General features: G+C 64.5%; 11 protein-coding genes and 1 pseudogene. 3 read left to right on the top strand and 9 right to left on the bottom strand.

Annotation, left to right across the window (positions count from 1 at the left end):
• Positions 1–54 precede the first annotated feature (54 nt).
• The 5 genes from LB556_RS15710 to LB556_RS15690 form a co-directional block, all read right to left on the bottom strand.
• A complete protein-coding gene (locus LB556_RS15710) occupies positions 55–1,566 on the bottom strand; it encodes an ABC transporter ATP-binding protein (protein ID WP_224568515.1) in 1,512 nt (503 codons plus the stop codon).
• Positions 1,567–1,745: 179 nt separating this feature from the next.
• A complete protein-coding gene (locus tag LB556_RS15705) occupies positions 1,746–2,777 on the bottom strand; it encodes a BMP family protein (protein ID WP_224568513.1) in 1,032 nt (343 codons plus the stop codon).
• 252 nt (positions 2,778–3,029) lie between these two features.
• Entirely contained in the window at positions 3,030–4,235 is a 1,206-nt protein-coding gene (gene pcaF, locus LB556_RS15700; protein WP_224568713.1) for a 3-oxoadipyl-CoA thiolase, read from the bottom strand.
• Position 4,236: 1 nt separating this feature from the next.
• A complete protein-coding gene (locus tag LB556_RS15695; protein ID WP_224568510.1) occupies positions 4,237–5,031 on the bottom strand; it encodes a CoA-transferase subunit beta in 795 nt (264 codons plus the stop codon).
• Complete coding sequence (locus LB556_RS15690; RefSeq protein ID WP_224568508.1) at positions 5,028–5,885, bottom strand: CoA transferase subunit A; 858 nt, start codon at positions 5,883–5,885, stop codon at positions 5,028–5,030. Before LB556_RS15690 ends, LB556_RS15695 begins: the two co-directional genes overlap by 4 nt.
• Before the next feature lie 122 nt (positions 5,886–6,007).
• On the opposite strand from LB556_RS15690, the gene LB556_RS15685 reads away from it, so the two are divergent.
• On the top strand, positions 6,008–6,778 hold the full coding sequence (locus LB556_RS15685) for an IclR family transcriptional regulator C-terminal domain-containing protein (RefSeq protein ID WP_224568507.1): 771 nt from the start codon (positions 6,008–6,010) through the stop codon (positions 6,776–6,778).
• A 32-nt stretch (positions 6,779–6,810) separates the two neighbouring features.
• Here LB556_RS15685 and LB556_RS15680 read toward each other — a convergent pair whose 3' ends face one another.
• The 3 genes from LB556_RS15680 to LB556_RS15670 are packed head-to-tail and all read right to left on the bottom strand — an operon-like array spanning position 6,811 to position 10,045.
• Complete coding sequence (locus tag LB556_RS15680) at positions 6,811–8,109, bottom strand: NAD(P)/FAD-dependent oxidoreductase (RefSeq protein WP_224568505.1); 1,299 nt, start codon at positions 8,107–8,109, stop codon at positions 6,811–6,813.
• A gap of 2 nt (positions 8,110–8,111) precedes the next feature.
• Complete coding sequence (locus LB556_RS15675) at positions 8,112–9,482, bottom strand: glutamine synthetase family protein (RefSeq protein WP_318011290.1); 1,371 nt, start codon at positions 9,480–9,482, stop codon at positions 8,112–8,114.
• 5 nt (positions 9,483–9,487) lie between these two features.
• Complete coding sequence (locus LB556_RS15670; protein ID WP_224568501.1) at positions 9,488–10,045, bottom strand: hypothetical protein; 558 nt, start codon at positions 10,043–10,045, stop codon at positions 9,488–9,490.
• A gap of 275 nt (positions 10,046–10,320) precedes the next feature.
• Here LB556_RS15670 and LB556_RS15665 point away from each other — a divergent pair.
• Together LB556_RS15665 and LB556_RS15660 are read left to right on the top strand one after the other, a co-directional pair.
• Positions 10,321–10,637: pseudogene (locus LB556_RS15665) on the top strand (aldehyde dehydrogenase family protein); the annotation flags it as partial.
• A gap of 100 nt (positions 10,638–10,737) precedes the next feature.
• Complete coding sequence (locus LB556_RS15660) at positions 10,738–11,181, top strand: GFA family protein (RefSeq protein WP_224568499.1); 444 nt, start codon at positions 10,738–10,740, stop codon at positions 11,179–11,181.
• 53 nt (positions 11,182–11,234) lie between these two features.
• On the opposite strand, the gene LB556_RS15655 is transcribed toward LB556_RS15660, so the two are convergent.
• Positions 11,235–12,044, bottom strand: a complete 810-nt coding sequence (locus tag LB556_RS15655) for a hypothetical protein (protein WP_224568497.1) — start codon at positions 12,042–12,044, stop codon at positions 11,235–11,237.
• Positions 12,045–12,106: the final 62 nt, after the last annotated feature.

Raw genomic sequence — 12,106 nt, 5'->3', positions numbered from 1 at the left:
CGCCAGACGTTGGCGGCGCCAGCCTCAAAAGCGAAACGTCGAGGCAAGCCCATGCTACGCCTTCCCCTCTGCACCGGTCATCAGCAGGCCAAGCCGCGCGACGGTCGCATTCGCGCTGTCCAGCGTGCCGGCGATGCGGCCCTCATACATCACCGCGATGCGGTCGCAGAGCACCAGCAGTTCTTCCAGATCCTCGCCGATGACGACGATGCCGCAGCCCTTGGCGCGCATGTCGAGGAATTTCTCATGGATGAAACGGGCTGCACCGATGTCGAGGCCGCGCGTCGGCTGCGACACGATCAGAACCTTCGGGTCGAAGGCAAGTTCGCGCGCCAGCAGCGCCTTCTGCAGATTGCCGCCGGACAGCGCGCCGGCCCGCGTCATCGGCCCGGGACATCTGATATCATAGGCCTTTATCTGTTCTTCGGCGAAGGCGCGGATTGCATCGGGCTTGAGCAGCCCCTTGGCGGAGAAGGTCGATGAGCCGATGCGCGGCAGCACCATGGAATCGGCGAGCGGCAGATTGGTGACCAGCCCCGTCGTCATGCGATCTTCCGGGATGCGGCCGAGGCCTAGCGCCTGCACCTCGCGCGGCGAGAACCGCGACACGTTCTGGCCGGCGATGGTCATCCGGCCGGCATCGGGCGCGCGCACGCCCGAGATGACCTCCGCCAATGCCCGCTGGCCGTTACCGGAGACGCCGGCAACGCCGAGGATTTCGCCGGCGCGCACGGCAAGGGATATGTCGCGCAGCGCCGTACCCGCATGCTTCGCGGTCGAGATGCCGTCTAGGGTCAGTACCGCCTGGCCCGGTGTCGATGGCCCGCGCGACGGCGGCACGATTTCGTGGCCGCACATCAATTCAGCCATCGCAGCCGACGTCGTGTTGGCGGGATCATCTACCCGCCCGGCGACGCGGCCATGCCGCAGCACGGTGCAGCGATGCGTCAGCGCCCGCACCTCATTGAGCTTGTGCGAGATGAAGATGATGCCGAGGCCCTGTGCCGCCATTGATCGCAACGCCGAGAACAGCCCGTCGACCTCGCTCGGCGCCAGCACGGCTGTCGGCTCGTCGAGGATCAAAAGCTTGGCGCCGCGAAACAGCGCCTTGACGATTTCCAGCCGTTGCTGCTCGCCGACCGACAGCGCCGAGACCGGCAGATCCGGGTCGAGCGTCAGCCCGTGCTGGCGGCCGATTTCGACCAGCCTCGCCAACCCGCCGGCGCGGTCGATCCGCCCGGATTTGCCGGGAATGCCGATGAGCAGGTTCTCCAGTACCGTCAGCCGTGGCGCCAGATGGAAATGCTGGTGCACCATGCCGATGCCGGCAGCCAGCGCGTCGGCCGAACTGGCGATCCGCACCTGCTGGCCCTGGATCAGGATCTCGCCGGCATCCGGCGCATAGGCGCCGAACAGCACGTTCATCAACGTCGTCTTGCCGGCGCCGTTTTCGCCCAGCAGCCCAAGGATTTCGCCCGGCGCCACGCTGAGATCAACGGCTTCGTTCGCCTTGACGGCGCCGAAGCTCTTGGTGATGCCGCGCATTTCGATGAGTGGGGCGGGCAAGGATGCTCCTGATGAGAACTGGCACGGATACCCCTCCCCCTCGAGGGGAGGGTACCGAGCAGAGCGAGGCGGGTGGGGTCATCTCAACCGCCTCTACCTATGACCGAGCAGGATGGAGCGCGCCACCGCGGCCCCACCCGGCCCTACGGCCACCCTCCCCTCGAGGGGAGGGAAAGCACTCAATCCGAAACCGGCGTGTTCTCATCGACGTCGACGCGGAAATTGCCTTCCAGGATTTCGGCCTTCTTCTTCTCGACCAGATCCTTGACGTCGGCGGGCAGCGTCTTGTCGAACTTGTGGAGGGGCGCCAGATACGAGCCGCCCTTGGCCATGCGCGAGAAATCACCGTAATCCTGCGCCGTGTAGACGCCGGCCTTGACCAGCTTGATCGCCTGCTCGACCGTCGGGTACATGTCCCAGACCGGACCGGTGATGACCGTGTCGGGGCCTAGGCTCGACTGGTCGGACATGTTGGAGATGGCGAGGATCTTCTTCTCCACCGCCGCCTCGATGACGCCGAAGCGCTCGGCATAGATGACGTCGACGCCGGCATCGATCTGCGCGACCGCGGCTTCCTTGGCTTTCGGCGGATCGAAGAAGGAACCGATGAAGGCGACCTTCTTCTTGACGTTCGGATTGACTTCCTTGGCGCCGGCGAAGAAGGCGTTGACCAGCCGGTTCACTTCCGGAATGCCCATCGCAGCCACGGCGCCGACCGTGCCCGACTTCGACATCTTGCCGGCGATCATGCCCGAGAGATAGGCGGGCTCGTGGATCCAGTTGTCGAAGACGCCGAAATTGGGTTCGGCCGGCCCCGCGCCGGAGCCGAACAGCCAGGCGGTCTTGGGGAACTGCTTGGCCGTGCGGCGCGATTCCCGTTCGGCGGCGAAGGCGTCGCCGAGCACCAGCTGGTAACCGCCTTGCGCGTATTCGCGCATGACGCGGCTGAAATCGGCAGTCTGCACCTTTTCAGACCATTTGTATTCGATGCCGAGTTCCTTCTCGGCCTTCTGCAGGGCGACATGGATCTGGTTGTCCCATGGCTCCTCGATCGGCGTGGCGAAGATCGCCGCCACCTTCAGCTTTTTGTCCTTGGCGAAGGCAGCGCCTGGCAGCATCGCCGCCGCGAGGCCAAGCGCGCCCAGTTCCAGCACGTTGCGCCGCGACAGCCCGTCGCGTGCCGATTGAGATTTGTTCTTCCGGTTTTCCATTGCAGTCCCCTCTGTTCGACAGCCGTGTCGAGCCGGCTGTTCTAAAAATCAGCCTACAGCGCCGCGCGTCCCTCGGACGCGCAAAGGACGCTGTAGCTTCTTAGTTCTGCGCATGATTCTTCCGAAAATCGATTTCGATTTTCGGGGTCATGCGCGGGGAACTATGGAACGGGGCCGGACTTTTGTCCACATGGTCAAATTTGGCGGAGCCGCCGAATCCAGTCATGGTCTTCTCGAGCCGAGAACCGACGATCAGGCCCGCTCCAGCGCGATGGCGATGCCCTGGCCGACGCCGATGCACATGGTGGCCAGCGCATAGCGGCCGCCGCGTTCGAGCAGCTCAAGCGCGGCCGTCCCCGATATACGAGCCCCCGACATTCCAAGCGGATGGCCCAGCGCGATGGCGCCGCCATTCGGGTTGACGTGTTCGGCATCCTCGGCAATGCCGAGTTGGCGCAGCACGGCGATGCCTTGCGAGGCAAAGGCTTCGTTGAGTTCGATGACATCGAACTGTTGTGGTGTCAGGCCAAGCCGCGCGCAAAGCTTCTGTGTCGCCGGCGCCGGGCCGATACCCATGATGCGCGGCGCGACCCCGGCGGCGGCGCCACCAAGGATTCGAGCGATCGGCGTCAGCCCGTATTTCCTGACAGCCGCTTCCGAGGCGACGATCAGCGCCGCCGCGCCGTCATTGACACCGGACGCATTGCCCGCCGTCACCGTGCCGCCTTGCCGAAACGGCGTCGGCAGTTTCGCCAGCGACTCGACGGTTGTGCCGGCGCGGGGGTGCTCGTCCTTGCTGACGACGACCGCATCGCCCTTGCGCTGCGGGATCGTCACCGCAGTGATCTCCTTCGCCAGCCGGCCATTGGCTTGTGCCGCGACCGCCTTTTCCTGGCTGCGCGCCGCGAAGGCATCCTGGTCCGCGCGCGACACGGAAAAATCCTCGGCGACGTTCTCACCCGTCTCCGGCATCGAATCGACGCCATACTGCTTCTTCATCAGCGGGTTGACGAAGCGCCAGCCGATGGTGGTGTCATGGATCTCGGCATTGCGCGAAAACGCCGTGTCGGCCTTGGGCATGACGAAGGGCGCGCGGCTCATCGATTCGACGCCGCCTGCGATCATCAACTCCGCCTCGCCGGCCTTGATGGCGCGCGCCGCGATGGTCAGCGCATCCATGCCGGACCCGCACAGGCGGTTGATGGTCGAGCCCGGAATTTCCTTCGGCAGGCCGGCCAAGAGCAGCGCCATCCGTGCCACGTTGCGGTTGTCCTCGCCGGCCTGGTTGGCGCAGCCATAGACGACATCGTCCACCGCCTGCCAGTCGATGCCGGGATTGCGCTCAAGCAAAGCCTTCAGCGGGATTGCGCCAAGGTCGTCGGTACGCACCGAAGATAGCGAGCCGCCGAAGCGGCCGATCGGCGTGCGGATGTAGTCGCAGATATAGACCTCGGCCATGTCAGGCAGCCTTCCCTTTTCCGGTACCCTCATGCGCCACCCTGGTGCGGGCCTGCAGGTCGCGCAATGTCTTCAGTTCGAGTTCGCTTGGCGCCGGTGTTTCGTCAAGCGCCTCGGCGAACCTGACGACCCAGCCACAGGTCTCCTGCACCTGCTGGCGTGTCACGCCCGGATGCAGCGACACGACCGTGAATTCCTTGCTCACTAGGTCCGGTTTCCAGATGGCAAGGTCGGTGATCAGAAGCGTCGGCCCGGCCGTGTCGATGCCAAGCCGCTTGCGATGATCCCCCCCTTCGCCGTGGCCGAAGGAGGTGAAGAAGTCGATCTTTTCGACCATGCCACGCTTCGACTGCGCCATGGTGATATAGATCTCCTTCGACGATGTCGCGATCTCGGGTGCGCCGCCGCCGCCGGGCAGCCTTGTCTTGGGGTGGAAATAGTCGCCGATGACGGTGGTGTTGATGTTGCCGAACCTGTCGAGCTGCGCCGCACCGAGAAAACCGATGGAAATGCGGCCGCCCTGCAGCCAGTAGCGGAACATTTCCGGCACCGCCACGGTGGTGACGGCGGTTTCGCACAATTCGCCGTCGCCGATCGACAGCGGCAGCACGTCGGGCGCGGTGCCGATGGTGCCGCTTTCGTAGATCAAGGTGATATCCGGCGCATGCGTCAGCCGCGCCACGTTGCAAGCGGCGGAGGGCGCACCGATGCCGACGAAGCAGACATCGTCGTTTTTCAACGCGCGGCTGGCGGCGATCGTCATCATCTCGTTGGGAGTGAAACCCAGCCCGCTCATGCCGCTTTCCTCAAATGTTCGACGCGTGCCGCGAAATCTCCAGCGTCCTTCTCGATGACGTTCGCCTGCATCCATGCCTGAAACTTGCCACGGTCGGCAGCGATCTCGTCCCATTCGAGATAGGCGGCATTGTCGCGCGCATAATAGCCGTGCGCATAAGACGGGTGCGAGCCGCCGGGCACGACCGAGATCGCCGCGATCGTCCAGCGCGGCAGCACGGTCAGATTGGGGTGGAGATCGTCGAAATCGTCGACCACTTCCTCCACCGTCACCACCGCGCGCTTGGCCGCCAGCACAGCCTCCTTCTGGATGCCGATGATGCCCTCGACCAGCACATTGCCTTTTTTGTCGGCCTTCTGCGCATGGATGAAGGTGACGTCGGGCCGGATCGACGGCACCGCCGCCAGCACCTCGCCGGTGAACGGACAGGTGACCGACTTTATGTTGGAATTGACATCAGCCAGCCCGGCGCCGCGATAGCCGCGAAACACCGCGCAGGGCAGACCGGCAGCTCCCGCCTCATAGGCATTGGCCATGCCGGCGTGGCTGTGTTCCTCGACCTCGATCGATCGGGGAAAACCGTTCTCGATGGCGTCGCGCGCGCGTCGCAGCAGGCCGACGCCGGGATTGCCGACATAAGAGAAGACGATCTTCTTCGCCATGCCCATGCCGATCATCTGGTCGTAGATCAGGTCCGGCGTCATGCGGATCAACGTCAGGTCGCGAAACCCCTGGCGGATCGCCTCATGCGCGGCGGCTGTCGGGATCAGATGGGTGAAACCTTCGAACGCAACGGAATCGCCACTGTTCAAATTCTCGGCCACCGCCTGTTTGAGCGGCAGGAACTTGACCATCGCCAGGGCTCCAATGCAAAAAAAGTTCGTATTGCGAACATATGTATTATATGTGATACTTTCTATGCTGACGGGAGCCCGGAGTCAATCCGGGCGACGGCAGCCTTTGGTATGGAGGTCAGATGGACGAAGCGGCTGCTTCCCGTGATCACGTCGGCTCGCTTGAGCGCGGCCTTGGCGTCATGGAAATCCTCGCCCGCCACCCCTCCGGCATGACGCTGACCGAAATGGCCGAGGAAGCCGGCCTGACCCGCGCCGGCGCCCGCCGTTTCCTGCTGACGCTGGTCGCCACCGGCTATGCCACCCAGGACGGCCGTGTGTTCTCGCTGTCGCCGCGCCTGCTGACCGTTGCCCGCACATGGCTCGGCGGCGCCTCGCTGTGGAGCTTCGCCGCCCCCATCATGCGCGCGGTGGCGGCGCGGCTGAACGAGGCCTGCTCGGCGGCGATCCTGTCAGGCGAGGATGTCGTCTATGTCGCCCGCATCCCCGGCCGCCGCATCCTCAGCGTATCGCTCGATGTCGGCACCAGGCTGCCGGCCTATTGCACCTCGATGGGGCGGATGCTGCTCGCCGGGCTGACATCAGGGGAACTCGACGCATTTCTCCGCCAGGCGACAATCGAGCGACGGACGCCGAAGACGATTGTTGAAAGGCCGCTGCTGGCGAAGGCCATTGCCAAAGCCAGGGCGGACGGCTTTGCCATCGTCGACGAAGAGCTGGAACTCGGCCTGCGCTCGATCGCCGTGCCGATCCACGACCGCGCCGGACGCACGATCGCCGCGATCAACGTCTCGACCCAGTCGGCGCGGTTTTCCGTCGCGGAGATGGAGCAGGAATTCCTGCCGGCGCTGCTTGTCGCGAGGCAGCGCATCGAGGATTTCTTTGTCGTCTAAAGGTTTCACGACGCGAAACTAACGCAACCCCCTCAGTGCTTGATCCTGTCCCGCATCGCATACCACAGCATGCCGAGCACATAGAGCGGACCGCGCAGCGCCGTGCCGCCCGGGAACGGCATGGGCGTCAGCGTCGAGAACAAATCGAGCCGGGAGGCATTGCCGGTGATCGCCTCGGCCAAGAGCTTGCCCGACAGCGTCGACAGGATGACACCCTTGCCGGAATAGCCATGTGCGAAATAAACCTCGCCATAGTGTCCGACATGCGGCAGCCGCGACGTCGTCACCGACACCAGCCCGCCCCAGGCATGATCGATGCGGCAGCCCTTGAGCTGCGGGAAGGTGGCTTCCATGTGGGGCCGCACGAAGCCGGCGATGTCGGCCGGCGGCGACGGGGTGTAGCGCTCGCCGCCGCCAAACAGCAGGCGTCCATCCGCCGACATGCGGTAGTAATTGACGACGAAACGTGTGTCGGACACCGCGACATTGGCCGGGATAACGTTGCGTTTGCCCTCCAGCGGCTCGGTGGCGACGATGTAGTTGCCGACAGGCATGATGCGGCTGTTGACGCGCGGCTCCAGCCCATTGAGCAGCGCATCGCCCGCCAGCACGATATGTCTGGCCCGTACCGATCCCTTTGCCGTTGAGATGCGGATCGAAGGCTCGCGCTCCAGCCGCGTGGCCACCGAATTCTCGTGGATAGTGACGCCGGCAGCCACTGCCGCGCGGGCAAGGCCGAGCGTGTAGTTCAAGGGATGCATGTGACCGCCAAGCGGCTCGTACATCGCGCCGTGATAGGGCGTGTCGACCTTGGCCCGGGCGTCCGCCGCCGACAATATCTCGACGTCGCGGAATTTCATCACGCTTTCAAGGCACTTGGCCTCCTCTTCCAGATCCCTGAGGTCAGAGCCGTTGACCGCCCCGACCAGATGGCCGGTCAGCCTGAGGTCGCAATCGATGGCATGGCGCTCGATGATGTCGAGCACCAGCCCGCGCGCCTCGAAGGCGAGGTCGAACAGCATTTTCGCCCGTTCCGGCCCATAGAGCTTGACCAGCCCCTTGGCCCCCTTGCGCAGGCCGGGGATCATCTGGCCGCCATTGCGGCCCGACGCCCCCCAGCCAATCTTGCCGCCTTCCAGCAACACCACTTTCAGGCCGCGCTCGGCAGCGTGAAGGGCAGCCGACAGGCCGGTGCAGCCACCGCCGACGACAACCAGATCCGTCTCGACATCGCCGACCAGCGCCGCATGGTCCGGCGCCGGATTGGCGGTGGCGACATAGTAGGATTTGCCGATATCGAGACCGGAATTGAAACCCGTTGAAGATGCCATGATCACACCTTCAGCAGCAAATGGTCGCGTTCCCAGCTCGTCACCACGCTCTGGAACAGGTCGAGCTCGACGCTCTTGACGCGCAGATAGGTCTGGAAGAAATCCTCGCCGAGCAGTTTCCGCACCGGATCACAAGCCTCGAAACGATCCAGCGCCTCCTCCATGGTCTTCGGCAGCGTGCTCCTGATCTTGTAGGCATTGCCCGAGGCTTCGGCCGAGCGTGCGAGCTTCTGCTCGACGCCGAGATAGCCGGCGAGAAGCGAGCCGGCGATCGCCAGATAGGGGTTGCAATCCGCGCCCGGTAACCGGTTTTCGACCCGTCGCGCCGCCCTCCCTCCCGCCGGCACACGCAGGCCGCAGGAGCGGTTGTCATGCGACCACTCGATGTTGGCCGGCGCGCTGTGGTTCGGCCGGATGCGGCGGAACGAGTTCACGTTGGGCGCAAACAGCGGCATGATTTCGGGAACATATTTCTGCAGGCCGCCGATGAAGTGTCCGAACATCTCGGTGTCGGCATCCTCAGCGCCGGCAAACAGCGCGTTGCCCGCCTCGTCGATGATGGACATGTGCAGGTGCATCGAACTGCCCGCCTGCGCCGCGATCGGCTTGGCCATGAAGGTGGCATGCATCCCGCATTGCTGTGCGGCCTGGCGCGTCAACCGCTTGAACAACAGCACCTGGTCGGCCAGCGGCAACGCGTCGCCATGCAGCAGGTTGATCTCCAGCTGCGCCGTGCCCGATTCATGGATCAGCGTGTCGAGCGGCAGGCCGGCGGCGGCGGCGTAATCGTAGACGCGCCGGATCACCGGCTCGAACTCCTCGAGGGCGGCCATGTCATAGGGATGCTGCACGCCCTCGGCCCGGCCATTGGCGCCGACCGGCGCGGTCAAGGGCTTGTCCGGATCCGGGTTATGCGCGGTGAGATAGAATTCGAGTTCCGGCGCCACCACCGCGCGCCAGCCGCGCTGGCGGTAGAGATCGAGCACGGCGCGCAGCACATGGCGCGGCGAGGCCATCCACGGCCTGCCGTCCATGTGGAATGCGTCGGCGAAGACATAGGCCTTGCCAGCCGCCGCCCCGGGCGCCAGGCACAGCGTCGAGACATCGGGCACCATGCGCATGTCCGGGTCCGAATAGGCAAATCCCTCGTCGATCGAGCCGGAATAGCGGCCATCGATGCTTACCAGGAACGCACTGCTGGGCAAGTAAAGCGCGCGGTCTTCCAGCGCCTTGAGGAACTTCGCCGTCGGCAGCGCCTTGCCGCGCAGCACGCCGTTCATGTCGGGCACAAGGCACTCGACTTCGGTGATGCCGTGCTGCGTGAGCCAGGCCTTGGGGTCGTTGATTGCGGTGTTCGCGTTCTTATCAAGCATTTCGTTCATGTCCGTATCAGGGAGGGAATGGCTTGCGCGGCCACGTCCGTTCCGGGTTTCAGCGCCATCTCGGCTGCATTGTCCCTCGGGCGGGCGCGCATGGCATCGTCGGCCAGCAGGCCGAGAATGGCTCTCTCCAATACTCCTTCTGTCCAGGCGTCCCTGCCTATGTGATCGCCGACGCCGGTCTCTCCGGCGCGTTGCGCATTGTCGTGGCGCAGCGGCGCTTCGGCGTAGACCGCCGTATCGACGATCGCCTGCCAGGTCGGCGCGACATAGGATTCGAGCTGGTCGATCGGGCTCAGCCTGAAATGCGGCAGGTGCCGGCGCACGAACGTCTGCCAGTAGCTCTGGCGTGCACTGTCGCTCAGCGGCTCGTCGCTCGGCAGCTGGTATTCCTGGAAACCACAATCGGCAAAGACACCGGAAAAGCCGGCATGGCAGATGAACACCGGACGCGCATCACGGGCACGCAAGGCTTGCGCGATACCGACGCAATTCAACGCCGCCCCGAAGCTGGCTTCGGGAAACAGCGCGATCGTCGGGCTCGCTCTACGCGTCAATCAATCCTCGTCATTCCAGCCGGCTGATCATGCCGAACAGCGCGGGCGCCCCGCGGCTGGCCGCCTGCGGTCGCTGGCTGCGGGAGAGCCGCAGGTGGACGCGAAGCAGATCGGCAGCAACCTCATACTGCCGGTTTTCGAGATGGTCGAGTATGTACAGGTGCTCGCGCAGCGATTACTTCAGCCGGAAGACGTTGACACCGGCATGGATGCCAGGAAGCCGCCTCAGATGATCGGCAAGCGCATCGGCGACGAAGCGGTTGGCGGAGCCTTCGGCGATCTGGCTCGCCAACGACAGTCCTTTCGGGCTCGGCGCTTCGGTGTCCACATCAGATCTGGCCGAAGCCCATGAGGCGGCCGAACGGCTGGAGGCCGGCATGGTCTGGTCAACAACCCGCTGATCGACAATGACGCCCTGCCCTTCGGCGGTTGGAAGGCATCGGGCATCGGCCGCGAACTCGGCCGCCAGGGATTGGATGCCTTCCGCCATTCGAAGATGGTGATCATCGACCACAAGCCCGCGATCCAGGAATGGTGGTATCCCTATCCCGATAGCTGGTTCCACGAGACCGGCGGCCGCAAGCACGTGTGACCGGAACAGCGGCTTCCGAGCGACGCGCGGGAACCCAGGCCTTGCCGGAATTGTTGCTTCGACTGAATTGTCGACGCGGCTTGGGACTGGGAGCGACGAGATGGATGGCAGGATTGAAACGGGCGCCTGTTTTTGCGGGGCTATTGCCGCCGAGATGCAAGGCGAGCCGTTCTGGATATGTACTGATCATGACGACGATTGCCGCCGGGCAATCGGCAGCCCGATGACCGTATGGGTCGGCTACCGGCCGCATCAGGTTCGGTTGACCCGCGGCCAGCCGAAGGAGTTTTCAAAGACCAAGGGTATCGTGCGCACATTCTGCGCGGACTGCGGCACGTCGATCGCCTACCGCGACGAAGGTCTGAGCGACGAACTCTACATCACGATAGGCTTTTTCGACCATCCGGAAAGGTTCGGGCCGCAGGCGCATGCCTATTGGCGCATGAGATTGCCTTGGGTGGAATTCTCCGACGACCGCCCGCGCATCGACACCTATTCGCGGCCACGCGATCCCGCGTTCGGGGATCCCGCCGGCCGCAAATAGGCCGCAACTTACGCCTCGATCGCTTCAGCTCCCGCCTTTTCAGTCACGATCCGCTACGGCGTCGTTCCCGCTTGAATCTTGGCCGCCATCTGGTCGATCTTGCCGGCAAGGACCCCTTGGGCCCAGGCCGTGACCTCGGCGTCGACGGGCTTGTTTGCCATGTCCGTCAGCGCCGCGTGGAGCGATGCGTCATCGGTGCCGACCGCTGCCGCGGCTGCAGCGTCCGCCGCCTGCTTAGCTGCCGCATTGGCGGCGTCGACCACTGTCTGCTGGGCGGCGATGTCAGCCTGCAGCGCCGCCGGCTGCTGTTCGGGTGGCAGGGCGTCGATCTGGGCCTGCGAAAGCGACGCCAGCGCATCCAGCTGTGACTGCAGTGCATCCAGCTGGGCCTGGGCGGCGGCGGCAGTGGCGGCGGCCGCGGCAGCAGCTGCCTGCGCATTTTTGGCCGTTGCGGACTGTGTCACGAATGCCTGAACGGCGGCGAACTTCTTGCTCTTGGAGTTCATGTAGGCGTTGATGTTGCGCTGAAGCGAATTCAGCCGGCCGAGTTTGGCGTGGACGTTCTTCTGCTTCGACGAGACTTCCGTCGTCGTATCGACCGTGGTGCTGGCCGTCGTGACCGTGTCCGCCTTGGCTACCTGTCCTGGTGCCGACGACGACTTGCCATGCGATGCACCGCTGTTGCCGTTGCCGCCCGCCCTGCCGTTACCGTTACCGTTACCGTTGCCATTGCCATTGCCATTACCATTGCCATTGCCGCCGCTATTACCGTTGCCATTGCCGTGCCCGTTGCCGGCGAGCGCCGGAGACGCCAGCAGCGCCAATGCGGCAAGCGCCGCGAACAGGGTTTTCCGGTTTGTCATGGTAGTCTCCCTTGGGAATCGCGTTCTCGCCCACCGCTGAACCATCTCCCTATGAGAAATCG

The sequence above is a fragment of the Mesorhizobium sp. ES1-4 genome, from assembly GCF_020164745.1.
Lineage (GTDB): Bacteria > Pseudomonadota > Alphaproteobacteria > Rhizobiales > Rhizobiaceae > Mesorhizobium.
Note: the sequence above shows the minus strand (reverse complement) of the source record. Positions and strands in the feature narration are given on the sequence as shown.